The organism is Lewinella sp. IMCC34183, assembly GCF_003390915.1.
In the GTDB taxonomy this organism is placed as follows: domain Bacteria; phylum Bacteroidota; class Bacteroidia; order Chitinophagales; family Saprospiraceae; genus Neolewinella.
Window position 1 is genome coordinate 117,941 of record NZ_QMEM01000001.1, and the last position, 18,166, is coordinate 136,106.

Sequence of the window (18,166 nt, forward strand, 5' to 3'; positions counted from 1 at the left end):
GATCAGAATAGCAGGCTGTGTCCGAAGGGCGACCGGTAGCGCCAGTCGCGGTCTCGTCGGTCGGGCAGGACGTACAACAGGTACAGTCCCACGTACGGGTGCGCCGCAACGCCCGCACCCGACGGCTCGCGCTCGAAACGGAAGAAGGCGTCCACGTTGACGCGCGTGGAAATGCGTTGCTCGAGGACCAGGGTATACCGGTGCTGAACGATTTCGTCGCGCACGTCGAAGCGGTACCGGAACTCATACTCGGCTACCAGTCCGGTGTGCGCAAACAATCTGTACGCCAACCCCAGGCGGGGCCGTACGGCCACTTCCGGCCGCACGTCGTCGCGCGTAAATTCCCGTTCGTACTGGCCGCGCAACCGCAACTCTACGGCCCAGGGACTTTCACCGATCGGGTATGCGTAGTTGAGGTCGGTGAAGAGGCGCAGGGTAGTCGGGTCGGTCCCGTAGTAGGGTGTAAGGCGCAGGCCACCCGTGACATCTAGGCCGCGGGTGACGAGTCGGTTGGCCGCCAGGAGTACCAGAAACCGGTTTTCCTGTCCCGTCGGCAGTACCTGCCGATATTCCACGTCAAAGTTATACCCCCACCGGGGCGTCACTTCGTGCTCAAAGGAGGTGCCGGAAAACAGGCTGAGCTGACCGCTCAGGGCGGCGGTGAAGAGCAGGCCGGTACAGGCGAGGAGGGTGCGCAAGGGAAGGGGAGACGTAAAACGACCGGGAAAGATAGTCCACTGCAAACCAACCCGCCCGGCCCCTTTCCGTTGTACCGACATACACTAACCCACTTTACCATGCGCCATTACCTCTACCTGTTCCTCTGCACCTGCGTCCTCGCCGCCTGCGGAAATCCGGACACCGCGAACACCGACGCGCCCGAAAGCACCTCCGACACCCCCGCGGTCGAATCCGAAAACACCGCTGAGGTAGAAGTGCACCCGATCGTCCACGGCTCCGTCGTGCTCACCCAGGGCGACCGTACGATCTTCGTCGACCCCTACGACGGTGCCGAGCGCTACACCAGCTACGGACCGCCGGACCTGGTCCTCATCACCCACACCCACGGCGACCACCTCGACTCCGCCACGCTGGCCGGTCTTGACCTGACGCAGGCTACCCTGGTGGCCCCCGCCGCCGTCATGGAGGCTAACCCCAACACCACTTTTGCGAGTACCCACGCGCTGGCCAACGGCGAGAGCTGGGACTGGCAGGATGTAACGATCGAGGCCATCCCCGCCTACAACCCGCCCCCAAAGGAGAATTTCCACCCCGAAGGCCAGTTCAACGGCTACGTGCTGGACTTTGCCGGTCCCGAGGAGCGGATCTACTTCAGTGGCGATACGGAAGGGGTCCCCGCCATGCGCAACCTGAGTGACATCGACATCGCCTTTGTCTGCATGAATCTGCCCTACACTATGGATATCGAGCAAGCCGCGGACGCCGTGGTCGACTTCGCGCCCTCCGTCGTGTATCCCTACCATTACCGCAACCAAGACGGTACTAAAAGCGACGTGGAGGCCTTTCAGACGATGGTGACCGACCGCAACGATGACATCGAGGTGCGCCTCGAGAACTGGTACACCGAGCGCTAGGGGCAATCGTACGTATAGGCGGTAGAAACGTCAAAGACCGCTTCGCTGCCCAGGCCGGCCGTTACCCCCTCGCCCGTCGGGCGGTTGGGGATTTCATCCGGGCCGGGGGAGGATTGACCGGAGGTGATCGTGTAGTCCTTGAAAAGGCGTTGGATCAAAGCACCCTGGTCGTAATAACGCCGTTCCTCGTGTACTTCGTCGATGGTTCCGGGGACCTCGTTGCCGGCCTCGTCGATCCGGGGCGGCCCGCCGAACGACCAGGCACCCTGGGTGAGGTGTGCGAAATACAGCTCCTCACCGTCGTAGAAGTAGCTTTCCGTTACCCCGAAGTGGTCTCCCAGCGTCATCTCGTGGGTGATCCGCGTCAACCCAACATCGCTGTAGCAAAACACGAAACTGCCGAAGCGGGCTTCCCCCGGGCATTCATAGGTCACGGTATCGCAGTCCAGCTGCCCGTCGCGCTCTATACGCTGGAAGTCGCTATACCGCTCCCTGATCCAGTCGATAGGGTCTTGCGTATTGGTCACAGGGGGACGTGTATCCGCCAGGGTCGGATCTGTCTCCGGCACGGGAGGTAGTGCTTCCTCTGCCGCTTCCGCTTCCGGCACGACGGGTTGGCGATCGTCGGAAGGTTCCGGGCCGCCACAGGCACAAAGGCAGAGCACCGTCAGGCTCACGGTTAGGAAGCGAAGCGGGTAGGCGCGGCACGTCGTCATAACGGGCATTTATCAGGCGGGAACGTCGACCTCCCGGTAGGCCTCCAGTACGGCCAGTTCGCCCGCCTTGCCGTCGTTCTTACGGCCGTGTTCCATACCGTAGACGCCCTCGAAGCCTTTATCGTGGATATGGGCGAGGACGCGCTGGTAGTTGATCTCGCCGGTTGTGGGTTCCTTGCGTCCGGGGTTGTCGCCGATCTGGAAATAGGCGATCTCGTCCCAGGCCGCGTCGATGTTGGGGATGAGGTTGCCCTCCTGAATTTGCTGGTGGTAGATATCGAAGAGGATCTTGCAGGAGGGACTACCGACGGCCTGGCAGATCGCGTAGCCCTGGGCGGCTTTATTGAGGAACAGACCGGGGTGGTCGCGGTAGTTGAGCGGCTCGAGGACCATCACGAGCCCGTGCGGCTCCAGGATGGCGGCGCCCTGCTTGAGGGTTTCGACCACGTTGGCCATCTGGTAGAAGGGTTCGAGGCGCATCTGTACGAAGCCCGGCACCACGGTCATCCAGGTCGCGTTGCACCGCTTGGCTACGTCGACGGCCTGGCGGATATCTTCCAGAAAGGCGTCGCGGTGTTCCCCGGCGCCGTTGGTCAGGGTGGGTTCGCGCCAATTGATCCGGTTGGCGACGAAGACACCCATCTGCATATTTTTCTCATCGAGCAGCTTGCCGATCTTTTCCTGCATGGCGGGTTCACGGCCGCCCATACCGTTGTCCTCCCAGGCGTGAAAGCCCATGTCGGCGGCCCAGCGGATTTGGTCGAGGTAATCCTCACCGGCGAGGGTGGGGAAGAGCCCGGCGTGGGGCGCGAATGCCAAGTTGAAGGTTTCGGCGGCGGGGCGCGCAGGTGCGGTGGGGGTGAATCCGGCGGCGGAGGCGAGCGGTGACAGGCCGAGGGCGGCGGTGGTAAGTTTAAGGGCGTTGCGGCGGTGCATGATCGAGGGGTTGTGAGTGGGTAAACTTACTGTTCCCCGCCGACAATCGGAAGTCATAAAGACATTAGCCTTGGTACGCGTCGGCAATCTGTTTACCTTGGCCACATGCTTAAGTACCTTCTGCTCACCGCCCTGCTCGCCCTGTACGGGTGCAGCTCCGACCCACTGGTCGTTGAGACCTCCGACACCGACGAAACCGCTACCTCCGACGGTCTGGCGTCGCTGGATATGGCCGACGACGCCGCCGATTGGACTACGGAGGACGGTGTTCTGACGGCGACGGCACCCGCATCCCTTACCCTGCTTCCTACCCACGGCGCACTGACGGTTGCCTTCAGTTTCCGCACGGACGCTGACACCCGGGCCACGCTGATGCTCGGCGGGGAGCATGCCCTCACGCTACCCGCCCTCGATCTGGATACCATGGCCGTGAAGCGCACTACGGTTGACGTCACCCCCGGCGTGTGGCAGAACCTGGAGATCGCCTACCTGCCGGCCGACGGTACCGACCCGCCGCTGCTGGTAGCGGCTTACCTGAACAACAACCTGGTCTACTACCAGCAGCCCCTGTCCGTAACGGGCGGCGCCGCTGAGGGACCGCTCACCCTCGACCTCGAGGCGGGCAGCCTGTCGCTGACCAACGTGCGTACCCTGGACCGGGCGGGCCGATCCTCGACCCTGGCCAGCAACGGAGACGTGGAGCTGAACCTGCCCCTGATCCGCTACGCCTACTACGATATCGAGGGATCACCGAAGGACGTTATCGACTTCGACGGACGCACTCCCGCCAAGGAGGGCTACATCTCCCGCTTCGACATCGACGCCATCCGCGAAGCTCGGACCGCCTACGCCATTAACTTTACTTCCGATCTCGACATCCCCAAGGCCGGCGAGTATACCTTCCGCCTGCGCTCCTCGGCCATTTCCCGGCTCTACCTCGACGACGAGCTGGTCGTGGACATGGGGGCCGGTCACGAGGGCATCGAGCGCCGCGAAACCGTTTCCCTGGGCGAGGGCAGCCACCGCTTACGCCTGACCTACTACCAGACCGGTAGCTGGAACTGGCTCAAGCTACAGGCCGGTCCGGCCGGACAGGAAGAGCTGCCCAGCCTGAACGACATCCCCGAGGACCGCGCGGTAGCCGTACTCAACAGCGGCGATCCGGAGCCCGTGGAAATGGACGACCGCCCTTACCTGCTCCGCAGTTTCCTGAATTTCCCCCCGAGCCGCATCTATGACTACACCGATAAGCGTACGCACGTGATCAGCGTAGGCGAAAGCGATGGTCCCCACTACAGCTATGACTTGCGCAACGGCAGCCTGCTGCAGGTCTGGCGTGGCCCCTTTGCCGACGTCAGCCAGATGTGGGTGGAACGCGGGGAACCGCAGGTGATGCAGGCGCTTGGACCTGTCGTGGCCTTCGACGGGCGCCCCCAGTGGAGCGATGCCACCGACCGCTGGCCACAGGAGAACGAAGGTTTCCGTCACCTCCGCTACGAGCTCGACGACGCCGGCCGCCCGACCTTCTACTTCGGAACCGAGGAGGGTGGGGAGCTTTCCGATCGGGTGGTCCCCACGGCCGGCGGCCTGCAGCGTACCCTCACCAACCGTACGGAGGGCGAAACGTTATACACCACCGTGGTGGCCGCCTCGGCCATCCGCGAGACCGGCCCGGGCACCTTCGAGCTGGTCGATCCCGGCCTCAACGTCCACGTCGACGAGCTGGCCACCGGCGGGCTGCGCCTCCTGCGGGGGCAGGGCGTACAGCGCCTGGTGGCCGAGCTGCCGCCCGGTGAGCACCTGACCTACTCGTTCGACTGGTAATGACCGCTACCCACTTTCGTTTTCATATCGCAAACGACGCCCCTATGCGCTTCCTTTATTTCCTATTCCTGCTGTTGTTTACCCTTGCCCTGCCGGCCCAGGATGAGGCGGACTATTACGTCCTGGAATCCATTGACATACCGGAGGACATCAAACTGGAAGTCGGGGGCATGGACTTCCTGCCCGACGGCGACCTGGCCGTCACGACGCGCCGCGGTGAAGTATGGATGATCACCGACCCTACCGGCACGCCGGCGTACAAGCTATTCGCACGGGGCCTGCACGAACCGCTGGGACTGTCGTACCACGACGGTGCTATCTACGTGGCCCAGCGCGGGGAAGTTACGCGGCTGGTGGACCGCAACGACGACGGCACCGCCGACGTATACGAAACCGTATACGACATGCCACTGACGGGCAACTACCACGAGTACCACTACGGTCCGCTGTTCATGAAGGACGGCACCTTCCTGACCACCCGCAACGTGGGCTGGGAAGGACAGGGCGTAAGTAAATCCCCCTTCCGGGGCTGGATGATGCAGTACGACCCAAAATCCAGGGAACTTATTCCCTTCGCCGCCGGGATGCGGAGCCCCGCCGGCTTCGGTACCAACCTGGAGGGCGACATCTTCATGGCCGAAAACCAGGGCGACTGGATCGGTTCGGGACGGATCACCCATTTGGAAAAGGGGGACTTTGCCGGCCACCCCGCGAGTTTGCGGTGGGCGGGGGAGCCTGGTTCGGAGGTGAACCTCAAGGAGACCGACCTCAACGACGACTTTAAAACCATGTACAACGCCCGCAAGGAACTGGGCAACGTCAAGCTGCCCGCCGTCTGGTTCCCCCACGGCATCCTGGGGATCTCGACGGCGGCCGTGATCGCCGACCGGACGGAAGGAGCCTTCGGTCCCTTCGCCGGCCAGTTGCTGGTGAGCGACCAGGGCCAAAGCAAGATCATGCGGGTTGCGCTGGAGAAAGTAGATGGCGAATACCAGGGCGTCGTATTCCCCTTCCGGGAGGGCTTCAGCAGCGGACTGCTGCGCCTGAACTGGGGACCCGACAACGCCCTGTACGCAGGACAGACGGCCCGCGGCTGGGCCGCGACGGGGGGCAAGGAATTCGCGCTCGAGCGCCTGCAATGGACGGGGGCTACTCCCTTCGAAATGTATAGCGTGCGGGCCACGGAAACCGGCTTCGACGTCGAGTTCACCAAGCCAATCGCTCCCGGCAGCGTACGTTCCAGCAGCTTCGCCATCCAGAACTTTACCTACCTCTACCACCACAACTACGGCAGCCCCGTAGTGGACATCAAGTCCAACGCCGTGACTTCGGCCGAGCTCCAGCCCGACGGAAAGACAGTGCGCATCGACATCGAGGGTTTCCGGCCGGGCTACATCTACGAGCTGAAGGTCAATGGCCTGCAGAGTGGCGACGGTACCCCGCTCCTGCACGACTTTGGCTATTACACCCTCAACGCTATCCCCGGGGGCGGTGGCGCTACGGAAGAACAGCAACAGGACCTGGCCGGCGAAGAATCCGCGGCCAAGCGACCTACCGAGATGCCCGCCGACTGGGGCGGCAGCTTTGACGAGGAGATCGTCCTCGAGTCGGCCCTCGGCATGAAATACAAACAGCAGTACCTGACGACCACGCCCGGCGCCAAGATCAAGTTTACCTTCCGGAACCCGGATGATATGGAGCACAACTTCGTGCTGACCAGCGGCAAGTTCGGCGATCGCGTCGGACTGGCCGCGCTGGACCTCGGACTGCAGGGCGCCGCCAAGGACTACATCCCCGATATGCCGGAGGTACTGGTTCACACCGAGCTCGTTGCGCCGGAGACCGAGGATACCATTTACTTCACCGCTCCCACCAAACCCGGAACCTACGAGTACGTCTGTACCGTACCGGGGCACTACAAGGTGATGCGGGGCGTACTGGTAGTGAAGGGAGCTCCGTCGCGGTAGGCCGCGCTTAGCGCAGCCCCACCATAACGCTGACGGCGTTGCCGCCGAATCCCGTAGCGTTGACCATGACCCGGCGCGGTGTTCGGGTAGCCGGCGCGTCGAGGTAGGGCGGCAGGTACACCTTTCCCGTACGAAGCATTTCGAGCGCGTCGGCCAGGGCCAGCGGACCGCTGGCTCCGAAGGTGTGGCCCGTCGCCCACTTCAGCGAGGTGACCAGCGGGAGGCTATGACCGAAGACCGCGCGAATCGCCGTCCGCTCGGCGGCGTCGCCGCGGGCGGTCCCGGGAGCGTGGGCGATGACCACGTCGGGGTCGCTACCCGCCATCGTGCGGGCTTGGCGCATAGCCGCCTGCAGGGCGTCGCCGTCGGGGCTGATGCCGGTGGCGCTACCGGCCCGTTCCCGGGCGGCGCCAATCCCCAGCAACTCGCAGGCGTGTCCGTCGTGCAGGGCTTCCACCGCGAGAAAGGCGGCCCCCTCGCCGAGGACCATCCCCGACGGCGGGTGCGCGAGCGGACGGCAGGCCGGCAGGGTAGGGGGCGGCATGGCCGCGTAGACGCGTAGCGCTTCCATCTGCCGCAAGGTGTAGGCAGTCAGGGGGGCTTCCGCGCCGCCGACCAGTACCCGGCCGGCGAAACCGGCCGACAGCAGGGCCATGCCGTGCTGGAGAGCGTGCAATCCGCTGGAGCAAGTCACGCTCAGTCCCGCGGTCGGCGATGTCGTACCGAAATAGTCGCCCACCGCGAAGGCAAGGCTTCCGAGTGTTGTCCGGGGGGAAGTGCGTACCGGCAATCCTTCGCCACTAAGGTGGCGCGCGTGGGTGGCTTCCCAGCTGACCGTCGGACCGCGCGAGCAGCCCACGAGAACGGTAAAGTTCTCCGCCTCCCATCCGGCCCCCGCTACGGCCTGTCGGGCCGCGTGCAGCGCCAGCAGTCCCGCCCGGTCGATTTCCCGGTCGTCCGCAAACGCGGAGAGGGCAGGTACTTCGGGCAGGGCGGCCACCGGATACACCGGAAGCCCGGTTGCGGTATCCCGTCGCCAGGTGATTTCGGCATCCGCGTAGGCGGCGGCCGCCGCGGCGGGTGTTGTACCCGCACTGGATACACTTCCGTAAGCTGCGATTCCGTACCTCATTTCAGCTGGAGTAGGTGTACCGCGAGCCGATCCACCAGCCCGTCAATTTCTTCCGGCGTGTTGAAGGCGTGGAGGCAAATACGCAGCCGCTCCGCCCCCTCGGGCACGGAGGGCGACCGAATGCCCTTGACCAGGTAGCCATCCGCCCGCAGGAGCCGCTCCGCCTCCATCACGGCGCGGTTGCCGGCTACGGGAACGAGCTGAATCGGCCCGTCTGCGGTAAGGATCCGGTCGCTCAGCCGGTCCCGCACGCGCTCCCGGTACCGGTCGATCACCCGCCCGAGGGCCTCGCGCGAAGCCGCGTAAGCCGTCTCGAGCAGGTCGTATACCCGGCCGATGCCGGCCACCTGTTCGGGGCGGGGTGCCGTAGTGAAAATGAAGGGGCGGCTGTAGTTGATGAGGTAGTTGCGCAACTCGGCGCTGCCCAGCACGGCGGCACCGTGGAAGCCGGGCGCTTTGCCGTAGGTGACCACCGTAGCGAATACCTGCGGCTGTAGCCGGTAAGCGGCTACCAGACCGCCACCCAGGGGACCGTCGATGCCGATGGCGTGGGCTTCGTCGACGATCAGGTGTGCCCCGTACGCCCGGCATAGGTCGGCCAACTCAGCTAGGGGTGCCGTGTCCCCGTCCATGCTGAAGCGGCTTTCGGTGACGAAAAAGGTTTGCCCGCCCCCCGCGGCGCCGGCGGACAATAACCTGTCGGCATCCATCAGGTCGTTATGCTTGCACCTGCGCGCCGCCGCCCCGCTGAGCCGCAGGCCGTCGCGCAGGCTGGCGTGGATCAGTGCGTCGTAAATGACCGTGTCGCCGCGTCGCGGAAGGGCGCTGAGCAGGCCCAGATTGGCCGTATACCCGGTACCGAAAAGGAGGGCGCTCGCGTAGCCGTGGAACTCCGAAATGCGCCGTTCGAGGGTGGTCAGGGCGGGCCCGTCACCGGAGATCAGGCGGCTGCCCGGAGCGGTATGCGCCGGGGTGGAATCCACCGGACCGAGCTGCCGCGAAAAGCCGAGGTAGTCGTTGGACCAGAAGTCCACCCCCGCCGGATCGCCGGGCAGCTCGCGGTACTGCCCGCCGCTCCGCAGCGGCCTGAGCCGGTCGGTGAGGAAGTCGGAGCCCGCCAACGTCAGTCGCCCTGTTTGGAAGCCGAGCGGAAAATGCGGTCCCAGTTCACGCCGTTGAACAGGCTGCCCTCCTTGACGGAGAACCAGATGAAGAGCGGCTTGCCCAGGATGTGGTCCTCGGGGACGAAGCCCCACACCCGGCTGTCTTCGGAGTTGTGGCGGTTGTCGCCCATCATCCAGTAGTAGTCCTGCCGGAAGGTGTACTCGGTGATCTCCTGGCCGTCGAGGTAGAACTTACCGCCCTGGCGCTCGAAGCTGGGATTGTTCTCGTACACCTTGATGGGGCGCCAGTATAGCTCGTAGTTGCGTTCGTCGAGGGTGATGGTCATGCCCCGGGCCGGGATGGTGATGGGGCCGTAGTTGTCTACGGTCCAATCCCCGAAGTACTTGGCACTGTGGGGGTAGAGCCGTACGCCATTGGGTTCGGTCTGATCGTAGAAGTCGATGGACGCGGAGGGGTCACCGGCCCGCAGGGATTCCAGCTGGTCCTCGTCGAGGTACATCACGTAGCGGGTGGCGGAGGCCTGCTGCCAGTCGTCCTGGCTGATGCCCATGTCGGACCAGTTGGTCTGGTTGGGCGGGCCGCTGAAGGTGATGTCGTAAAGGAACTGGATGTTCTCGGGATCGGGGATGCGCTCCCCGTTGATGATGAGCTGGCGGTCGCGGATCTGAAGTGTTTCCCCGGGCAGTCCCACGGCGCGTTTGACGTAGTGATCCTTCTTATCCACCGGGCGGGTGACCAGATCGACGCTTCCGTTGCGGATCTGTTGCTGGGCGTTGGCGTCGATGTTGCCCATCTCGTAGTCGTTCGCGGAATAGGTGCGGTACGGGAAGATGTAGACGCTGTCGCCGGAGGGGACGTTAAAAACCACCGGGTCGTAGCGGTCGATGGCCTCGAGGGCGGGCAGGCGGCGGTAGGGAAGGCCCGCCCCGTCGATGTAGCTTTCGGCGTTGACCACGGGCGCGCGGTTGTGCACAAGCGGCAACATCAGGATGGTTTCCGGTAGCCGCAGGCCGTAATTGACTTTGGAAACGAAGAGGAAATCACCTACGTTGAGGTTGCCCTCCATGGACGGGGTGGGGATGATGTAGCTCTCGATCAGCAGCAAGCGAATGAGGGCGGCGGCAAAAATGGCGAAGATGGCCGCCTCGGTCCAGTCGCGCAGTTGCGGTTTGGCGAATGGCTCCTGGGCGCGCAGCTTGCGGATCTCGCGCTGGTCCTTGGCCTTCTCCGCTGCGGCAAGTTTGGCTTGCCACTCTCGCTCTTCCACGAGGATCGGACCGCGGTAGACAGGCTCCTGGGTTCCCAGCCACCCAAAGTAGCCCCAGCTGGCCACCACGGCCAGTACGTGCTCGAAGAAGCCGAAGCGGTTGAAGGAGCGCGCCAGGTCCACCATCAGTCCGGCAAACCAGATCATGTTGAAGTAGGGAATCAGCAGCAGCAGGCTGTAGCTGCCCTTGCGGCCCACCAGTTCGGCCACTACCCACATATTGTAGCCGGGGATCAGGGCGTGAATGGCCGGGCGGTTGGCGCGCGGAAACAGGCGGTACAGCGCGAGGCTCAGGCCGATGTAGCCGAGGAGCAGCACCCACAGTAACCAGGTCATAGGCAATCTTTAGTAGCGAAGCGGCGAAGGTACGTTTTTAGGGCAGGGTCTAGGGTTCGTTTTCGACAAATCCTTCGATCCACAGCTTGTGGGCACCTCGGTGTCCGTTGAAGTACACCTTCACGTACTTGCGGTAGTAGCCGGTGACTCCGGCGTCGTAGGTGACGGTGAGCTGTCCGGTCTCGCCCGGCGCCACCGGCTGTTCCTGCCACTCGGTGGCGGTACAGCCGCAGCCGACCCGTACGTTGTCGATCAGCAGGGGGGTGTCCGTTTCATTCCGGTAGCGGAAGGTGTAGGTGACCGCCTCGTCGAGGAAGGTGTCGCCGAGCGCTACGGTCTGGGGCTGCAGCCACTCTACGGGCGATTCGGGAGCGGCAAGGGTAGTGAGAAAGAGTAGAAAGAGAAGCATGGGAAAGTAACGTCGGGGCGGCGGCCCTATTTCGTTAAGGAACTCCTATACTTGGGCCAACGTGCATACACTTGGCCCACGCGGGCATTATTGAGGTACACAATTCATCTCCCCATGAAAAGATTCTTTCTCAGCCTGGCGTTTGTTGCCGGCTTTGCCGTCACCGGTTTTTCCCAGGTAGTCGTCGACGGCGTCAACATTAACAACCTGCAGGAAGTACAGATGATCCGCATGATCGCCCAGGAGCGCTTCTTGTCCAACAAGGTGACGATCTTCGTCGACTACGGACAGAGCATCAACGGCGGATCGCGTAACCGCATGGAGGTGATCGATCCCAACAACGGCGACCGCATACGCTTCAACAGCGTCATGCACGCGGTCAACTACCTGATTGCCAACGGCTGGACCTACCAGGAGGCCATGGTACTGCCCAGCGAGGGCAACGCCAGCTCGACCGGCGGCAGCACCCAGTACCTCTTCGTCCGTAACCTATAGGCCCGAAGCGCAAACGGCCGGCCGGGAATCTCCCGGCCGGCCGTTTTTTTTTGCAGGACGCTCCGCTAGAGCTTCACCTCCAGCACGTGTGCCGGCCAGTAGCCGGGGTCGAGGCGGACGTAGTTGGCGTCCGCGTTCCACCAGTAGGTCGCCCCGGTGAGCAGGTCGGCGACCTGGAAGCCGGTTTTACCAATGATGTCCTTTGGTACGGCGCAGTAGCCGTCCTGCACGTTATGCTGGTCGAAGTTCACTATAGTCCAGATGATGCTGGAGCGGTCCTCGCTGTACTTGACGTAGCTCAGCAGGTTGGGGTTATTGGTATCCGTGAAGACGATATTATTCGTCTGCTGCAGCGCCGCGTGTTCCTTGCGGATCGCGTTGATGCGCTTGTAAGTGTCGGTGATGCGGTTGCGGTACGACCAGTCGTAGTGGCGGGCCATGTACTTTTCGCTGTCGTAGTATTCTTCTTTGCCGTTAGTGTTGCCGCGGTTTTCCATCAGCTCGTAGCTGGGGCCGTAGACGCCGTAACTGCTGGACAGGGTAGCGGCTAGCAGGAGTCGCTTCACGAACTGATTTTCGTTAGCGCCCATCATTTCGTAGGCCAGGATGTCCGGGGTATTGGGCCAGAAATTCGGCTGCATGAAGTCGCCGAGCTCCGTCGTCGTCAGTTCCTCCAGGTACTCCCGCATCTCCGCCGGGGTGTTTCGCCAGGTGAAGTAGGTGTAGCTCTGCTGGAAGCCACGCTTGGCAAGCTCCGCCATGATGGCCGGCCGCGTAAAGGCCTCGGCCAGGAAGACCACGTCCGGGTAGCGTGCGTTGGTTTCGCGGATGATAAACTCCCAGAAGCGGTAGGGTTTCGTGTGGGGGTTGTCCACGCGGAAGATCCGCACGCCGGCTTCGCACCAGTACAGTGTCACTTCCAGCAGTTCCTGCCAGAGCGCTTTCCAATCTTCGGTTTCGAAGTTGATCGGGACGATGTCCTGGTACTTTTTCGGGGGGTTCTCGGCGTACATGATGGACCCGTCGGGCCGCCAGATGAACCACTCGGGGTGCTCCTCGATGTAGGGGTGGTCGGGGGCGCACTGAAAGGCCAGGTCCAGGGCAACCTCCATACCATAATCGCGGCACTGGTTCATGAGGTGCTGGTAATCTTCCAGGGTCCCGAGCTCCGGCAGGATATCCTTGTGGCCTCCCTCCTTGGCACCGATGGCCCAGGGGCTGCCGGGTTCTCCCTCCATGGCCTCTACGGCGTTGTTGCGGCCCTTTCGGTTGCGGTAGCCGATGGGGTGGATGGGCGGCATGTACAGGACGTCGAAGCCGAACTCCTGGATGCGGGGCAGCAGTTGCTCGACGTCACGGAAGGTGCCGCTACGGTCGAGGTCCGGCGAGGTCGACCGGGGGAATAATTCGTACCAGCTGCTGAAGCGCTCGCGCAGGCGACCGACCTTGATCTTCAGGCCGGGGTCATAGACGGTCACGTGGCGCCGCAGGGGGTAATGGCGTAGCACCTCGGCGAATTGATCGCTCAGGACGTAGTCTACGGCCTCCTTTTCGTTGCCCCCCAGTCGCTGGATGGATTCGGTAACGCGGCGGTGGTCCTCACCCGACAACAGGTCGGCCTTCTCGCTCAGAAAGTTGGCGCCGATTTGGAGCTCGATGCCCATTTCCTGGCCGTCGGCCTGTTTTTTCTTGAATCCGCGGTACCAGGTCTTGAGGTGGTCGACCCAGGCGACGATGCGGTAGTCGTAATAGCCCTGTTCGGCGACCGTAAATGCGCCAGTCCAGAGGTCGTTGGCCTCCTCTTCCATCTCGGTGGCCTGCCAGGCCTCGGTACCTTCCTTGCGGTACTCGACAAGGGCGCGGAGGTAATCGTGGCTGTCGCCGAAGATGCTGGCGGAGACGGCGACGCTTTCGCCCACCACGCGCTTTGCCGGAAATCTTCCGTGGTTTACCTGCGGTTTGACGTGATCGATTATGGTGCGGTTCTGCATAGGGTCGGGGGGATGGAATAAAGGCATAGAAAGGATTTGGCCCGCTTACGTTCAGTGCCATCACGGTTATTTTGCCCGACCTTGCTCACGGGCTTCCCGGCCCTTGCCGATTCTCTGCTATCTTCGCGGCGCCAACCAGAACCGGAGCGGGTACGTTTAACCTGCTCACTTAAAATTACACCTTGTCTATGGCTTACGATCTTATCGTTGTCGGTAGCGGTCCCGGCGGATACGTGGCCGCCATCCGTGCCGCTCAGTTAGGAATGAAAGTAGCCGTCGTGGAGCGCGAAAGCCTCGGCGGCATCTGCCTCAACTGGGGCTGTATCCCCACGAAGGCCCTCCTGAAGAGCGCCCAGGTTTTTGAATACATCAGCCACGCCGGCGACTACGGTATCACCGTGGCCGAGCCGCAGGCCGATTTCGAGAAAATGATCGGGCGCAGCCGCGGCGTCGCCGACGGCATGAGCAAGGGCATCAACTTCCTGTTCCGCAAGAACAAGATCGAGGTACTCAACGGTACCGGCAAACTTATCCGCGGCAAGAAAGTGGAAGTGACCGACGAGAACGGCAAGGCCACCACCTACGACGCCGAGCACATCATCGTCGCCACCGGTACCCGGGCCCGGCAATTGCCCAACCTGGAGATCGACGGCAAAAAGATCATCGGCTACCGCGAAGCCATGACGCTCCCCGAACAGCCCAAGCGGATGGTCGTGGTCGGTGCCGGCGCCATCGGGGTCGAGTTTGCCTACTTCTATAGCAGCATCGGTACGGAGGTGACCATCGTCGAGTACATGGAGCAGGGCCTGGTGCCCCGGGAAGATGCCGACGTGAGCAAGGAGCTGACCAAGATCTACAAGAAGAAGGGCATCAAGACCCTCGCCAACACCAGTGTCGAGAAGGTCGACACTTCCGGCGATATGCTCAAGGTGACCACCAAGAACCGCAAGACCGGTAAGGAAGAGGTCATCGAGTGCGACATCGTCCTCTCCGCCGCCGGCGTCACCCCCAATACCGAGAACATCGGACTGGAAGACCTGGGCGTCGAAACCGAGCGCGGCATCGTGCAGGTCGACGACATGTACCGCACCAACGTTCCCGGCATCTACGCGATCGGTGACATCGTCCCCGGCCCCGCCCTGGCCCACGTCGCCAGTGCCGAAGGCATCATCTGCGTCGAGAATATCGCCGGCCTCAACCCCGAGCCCCTGGACTACGGCAACATTCCCGGCTGTACCTACTGCTCGCCCGAGGTAGCCAGCGTCGGGTACACCGAGGAAGCCGCCCGCGAGGCCGGCTACGAGATCAAGGTGGGCAAATTTCCCTTCAGCGCCTCCGGCAAGGCCAGCGCCGCCGGAGCCAAGGAAGGCTTCGTCAAGGTGATCTTCGACGCCAAGTACGGCGAGTGGCTCGGCGCCCACATGATCGGCGCCAACGTCACCGAAATGATCGCCGAGGTCGTCGCCAGCCGCAAACTGGAAACGACCGGCCACGAAATCATCAAAACCGTCCACCCGCACCCCACGATGAGCGAGGCGGTGATGGAGGCAGCGGCGGCGGCCTACGATGAGGTGATCCACCTGTAAGCAAAAAGCCTGCTGTCGGTCGACCACCGACAACAGCCAGCGAGGGCTTCACCGGGGAGCAGAAGATCCTTCGATCTCTATGCAATCTCGGTGAAGCCCTTTTTTTCTTTTCCCCGCCACCGGACAAGGAAAAAGCCCCGCCGGACCTGGTCCGACGGGGCTTTACATTTTTCGGGGCGAAGAGACTAGGCCTCTTCGGTCTTGGCTTCCGCTTCGGGCTGTGCCTCGGCCTCGGGCTCGTCGATCTTCTTGGCGAAGCGGCTCTTGCCGAACTTCTTGTTGAACTTGTCGATCCGGCCGGCGGTGTCGACGAACTGCATCTTGCCCGTGAAGAAGGGGTGGCTCTCGCTGGAGATCTCCAGCTTGATGAGGGGGTATTCCTTACCGTCTTCATAGGTGTCGGTGTCGCGGGTCTTGGCGCACGACTTGCCGAGCCAGTCGACGTTGGCGTTGATGTCACGGAAAATCACCGTGCGGTAGGATTCGGGGTGCAGTTCCTTTTGCATCGCTTTTTATTTTTAGGAGCGCAAAGGTAAGGAATCTTTCGGACTTCCAAGCATTTGTTCGTACTTCCGGCGGACCCCGTATCTTCGCCGTGTGCGATCTTACCTGATTCCGCTGGTTTTTTGCTGCCTCTGTGTTGCTTCCTCGGGTGCCCAATCCCTGCAAGTTACCGAGTTCATGCCTGATCCGAACCCCCCGGTGGGACTGCCGGAGGCCGAGTATATCGAGCTGTACAATCCGGGGCCGACGGCCATTTCCCTGGAGGGCGTCGCGGTAGCCAGCGGCGGGCGGGCGGTAGCCGCGGGTGCGGGGTTTCCACCCCTGGATCCTGATGAATACGTGGTTCTGGTCCGGGAACCGTTCGTGGATGGCTTCGCGTCGCTCGGTATCCGCGTGCTGCCCCTGGCCCTTCCTACCCTTAGCAACGCGGGCGACGCGATCACCCTGTTGCTAGACGGCGATACCCTGGTGCACTTAACCTATACTGCCGAGTGGTACCACGATCCAGCCCGCGACGGCGGGGGCTACAGCCTCGAGTATACCGGGAGCGGCGATCCGGCATGCGGCGGCAACTGGCGGGCCAGCCCCGCCCCCGCGGGCGGTACCCCGGGCCGCCCGAACGCCGCGTACGGGATGCGCGCCGATACGCTGCCACCGCGCCTCCTGAACGCGACCCTCACGGAGTCCGGCGCCAAAATTCGTTTCGACGAAACTCTGGTGGCACCGCCCTTCTTTTCGCTCGATGACCGTCTGGTATCGGCGAACCCCGTCGGAGACCGGGACTACTTCGTTCCGTTCGCGCCGGTCCGGGGGACGGTCTACGCCCTCACAATTCTGGCCGACTACGGCGACTGCGCGGGGAACTTTGCCGAACGCGACACGATCCTGCCGCTGTTGCTCGCCGACCCGCCCGGTCCGGGTGAGGTGTACATCAGTGAGCTACTCTTCGATCCCGTGGCCGGTGGCAGTGACTTCGTGGAATTGTACAACCCCGGTCCCGGAGCGTACGCGCTCACCGGTCTCACGGTCAGCAACCCGAAATCCAGCAGCCGGCCCGTCATCCTTACCACCGGCCGCTTCATCGCAGCGGAGGAGTATCTGGTGCTTACGCCGGACCCGGATTACGTCCGGCGCAGTTACCCGGGCGTCGACCCCGAACGCCTGGTCACCACCGATCTGCCGGCCCTGCCCAACGAATCCGGTGCCATCGAACTGCTGGCCCCGGATGGCACCCTGATCGATGCCGTGGACTACACCGCCACGGATCACTCGCCCCTGCTCCGCTCGGTGGAGGGAGTGACGCTGGAGCGCGAGCCGGGCGGCGATTGGAGCTCAGCGGCGGCCGCGGCCGGTTACGGTACCCCTACCCAGCCCAATTCGCAGTCGGCAGGAGGTGGTAGTACATCCACCGTGGTCCTCACCGCACAGGAGACCGTATTCACCCCCGACGGCGATGGCTACCAGGACAACTACTTAATAGATTACCGGGAAGCACCGGCGGGCAGTCTGGCCCGGCTGCTGGTCTACGACCTCGACGGGCGGCGGGTGGCAGATACGCCGGCTGCCGACCTGCTGGCGCGGAGCGGGCAACTTAGCTGGGACGGTAGCGACGCCACCGGCGTACCGGTAGTTCCGGGGCCCTACGTGGTACTGGTAGAGGTATTTACGCCCGATGGACTCTCCGAATCCTTCAAACTGGTGGCCGTGGTCGCCGGCGCGCGATGACGGTAGACTACGCAGTCTTCGACCTGATCAACCGGCAGGCGGCAAACCCCTTCCTGGATGCCGTTGTGCCCGTGTACCGCGACAAGCTGACCTGGATCCCCCTCTATGCGGGCCTGCTCTGGCTGATTTACCGCCGGATGGGACTCCGGGACACGGTCTACCTGCTGCTCTGCATCGGAGTGGTCATCGCCGTTGCGGACCAGGTTGCCGCCTCCGTGCTCAAACCGTGGGTGGGGAAATTGCGACCCTGTGCCGATCCCCTGCTGGAGGGTCGGGTGCGTAGCTTGGTTCCCTGCGGCGGCAAGTTCACCTTTCCCAGCAACCACGCCACGAATCATTTCGCCCTGGCTACGGTGCTGGCCATGACCCTGGTGCGGCGCTGGTACTGGCAGGTGGTGCTGTTTCTCTGGGCGGCAAGTATTGCGCTCGCCCAGGTGTACGTGGGCAAGCATTTTCCGGTGGACGTACTCGCCGGTGCCTCGCTCGGGACGGCGCTGGGCATCGTAGGTGTCTGGATCCTTCGGCATGTTACCTCCCGCGAACCCGTAACCTAAGGGC

The 18,166-nt window shown here is 63.2% G+C and carries 15 protein-coding genes and 1 pseudogene; 7 read left to right on the top strand and 9 right to left on the bottom strand.

The window, feature by feature from the left end; all coding sequences use genetic code 11:
• Window positions 1-2 precede the first annotated feature (2 nt).
• Entirely contained in the window at window positions 3-698 is a 696-nt protein-coding gene (locus DQG19_RS00505) for a DUF2490 domain-containing protein (RefSeq protein ID WP_157974245.1), read from the bottom strand.
• Between the two features lie 99 nt (window positions 699-797).
• Here DQG19_RS00505 and DQG19_RS00510 point away from each other — a divergent pair, with 99 nt between their 5' ends.
• Entirely contained in the window at window positions 798-1,595 is a 798-nt protein-coding gene (locus DQG19_RS00510; RefSeq protein ID WP_116124277.1) for an MBL fold metallo-hydrolase, read from the top strand.
• Here DQG19_RS00510 and DQG19_RS00515 read toward each other — a convergent pair.
• Together DQG19_RS00515 and DQG19_RS00520 are read right to left on the bottom strand one after the other, a co-directional pair.
• Entirely contained in the window at window positions 1,592-2,311 is a 720-nt protein-coding gene (locus DQG19_RS00515) for a hypothetical protein (protein ID WP_157974246.1), read from the bottom strand. The two genes, DQG19_RS00510 and DQG19_RS00515, sit on opposite strands and share 4 nt — an antisense overlap.
• 12 nt (window positions 2,312-2,323) lie before the next feature.
• On the bottom strand, window positions 2,324-3,247 hold the full coding sequence (locus tag DQG19_RS00520) for a hydroxypyruvate isomerase family protein (protein ID WP_116124279.1): 924 nt from the start codon (window positions 3,245-3,247) through the stop codon (window positions 2,324-2,326).
• 105 nt (window positions 3,248-3,352) lie between these two features.
• Here DQG19_RS00520 and DQG19_RS00525 point away from each other — a divergent pair, with 105 nt between their 5' ends.
• Window positions 3,353-5,071 carry a PA14 domain-containing protein gene (locus DQG19_RS00525; RefSeq protein ID WP_116124280.1) on the top strand — a complete coding sequence of 573 codons (1,719 nt, stop codon included), beginning with the start codon at window positions 3,353-3,355 and terminating at the stop codon, window positions 5,069-5,071.
• A gap of 44 nt (window positions 5,072-5,115) precedes the next feature.
• Window positions 5,116-7,038, top strand: a complete 1,923-nt coding sequence (locus DQG19_RS00530) for a plastocyanin/azurin family copper-binding protein (RefSeq protein WP_116124281.1) — start codon at window positions 5,116-5,118, stop codon at window positions 7,036-7,038.
• A 7-nt stretch (window positions 7,039-7,045) separates the two neighbouring features.
• Here the strand turns inward: DQG19_RS00530 and DQG19_RS00535 are convergent, their stop codons facing one another.
• Genes DQG19_RS00535 through DQG19_RS00550 form a run of 4 tightly spaced genes read right to left on the bottom strand, consistent with a single transcriptional unit; the run spans window position 7,046 to window position 11,307 of the window.
• A complete protein-coding gene (locus DQG19_RS00535) occupies window positions 7,046-8,170 on the bottom strand; it encodes a beta-ketoacyl synthase N-terminal-like domain-containing protein (RefSeq protein ID WP_116124282.1) in 1,125 nt (374 codons plus the stop codon).
• Window positions 8,167-9,291, bottom strand: a complete 1,125-nt coding sequence (locus DQG19_RS00540; protein ID WP_157974247.1) for an aminotransferase class I/II-fold pyridoxal phosphate-dependent enzyme — start codon at window positions 9,289-9,291, stop codon at window positions 8,167-8,169. Before DQG19_RS00540 ends, DQG19_RS00535 begins: the two co-directional genes overlap by 4 nt.
• Window positions 9,292-9,293: 2 nt before the next feature.
• Window positions 9,294-10,898 carry a signal peptidase I gene (lepB, locus tag DQG19_RS00545; protein ID WP_116124284.1) on the bottom strand — a complete coding sequence of 535 codons (1,605 nt, stop codon included), beginning with the start codon at window positions 10,896-10,898 and terminating at the stop codon, window positions 9,294-9,296.
• A 49-nt stretch (window positions 10,899-10,947) separates the two neighbouring features.
• Entirely contained in the window at window positions 10,948-11,307 is a 360-nt protein-coding gene (locus DQG19_RS00550; RefSeq protein WP_116124285.1) for a DUF1573 domain-containing protein, read from the bottom strand.
• A gap of 114 nt (window positions 11,308-11,421) precedes the next feature.
• Between DQG19_RS00550 and DQG19_RS00555 the strand changes: the two genes are divergently transcribed.
• Entirely contained in the window at window positions 11,422-11,802 is a 381-nt protein-coding gene (locus tag DQG19_RS00555; RefSeq protein WP_116124286.1) for a hypothetical protein, read from the top strand.
• A 65-nt stretch (window positions 11,803-11,867) separates the two neighbouring features.
• Here DQG19_RS00555 and DQG19_RS00560 read toward each other — a convergent pair whose 3' ends face one another.
• Window positions 11,868-13,820, bottom strand: a complete 1,953-nt coding sequence (locus DQG19_RS00560) for an alpha-1,4-glucan--maltose-1-phosphate maltosyltransferase (RefSeq protein WP_232826405.1) — start codon at window positions 13,818-13,820, stop codon at window positions 11,868-11,870.
• 161 nt (window positions 13,821-13,981) lie between these two features.
• Between DQG19_RS00560 and lpdA the strand changes: the two genes are divergently transcribed.
• Window positions 13,982-15,379 carry a dihydrolipoyl dehydrogenase gene (lpdA, locus tag DQG19_RS00565; RefSeq protein ID WP_116124288.1) on the top strand — a complete coding sequence of 466 codons (1,398 nt, stop codon included), beginning with the start codon at window positions 13,982-13,984 and terminating at the stop codon, window positions 15,377-15,379.
• A 263-nt stretch (window positions 15,380-15,642) separates the two neighbouring features.
• On the opposite strand, the pseudogene DQG19_RS00570 reads toward lpdA, so the two are convergent.
• A pseudogene (locus DQG19_RS00570) lies at window positions 15,643-15,885 on the bottom strand (type B 50S ribosomal protein L31); the annotation flags it as partial.
• Window positions 15,886-16,060: 175 nt separating this feature from the next.
• On the opposite strand from DQG19_RS00570, the gene DQG19_RS00575 reads away from it, so the two are divergent.
• A complete protein-coding gene (locus DQG19_RS00575) occupies window positions 16,061-17,608 on the top strand; it encodes a lamin tail domain-containing protein (RefSeq protein ID WP_157974248.1) in 1,548 nt (515 codons plus the stop codon).
• Window positions 17,605-18,162, top strand: coding sequence for a phosphatase PAP2 family protein (locus DQG19_RS00580; protein WP_116124291.1), 558 nt, complete (start codon window positions 17,605-17,607; stop codon window positions 18,160-18,162). The genes DQG19_RS00575 and DQG19_RS00580 overlap by 4 nt, the downstream gene beginning before the upstream one ends.
• Window positions 18,163-18,166 lie beyond the last annotated feature (4 nt).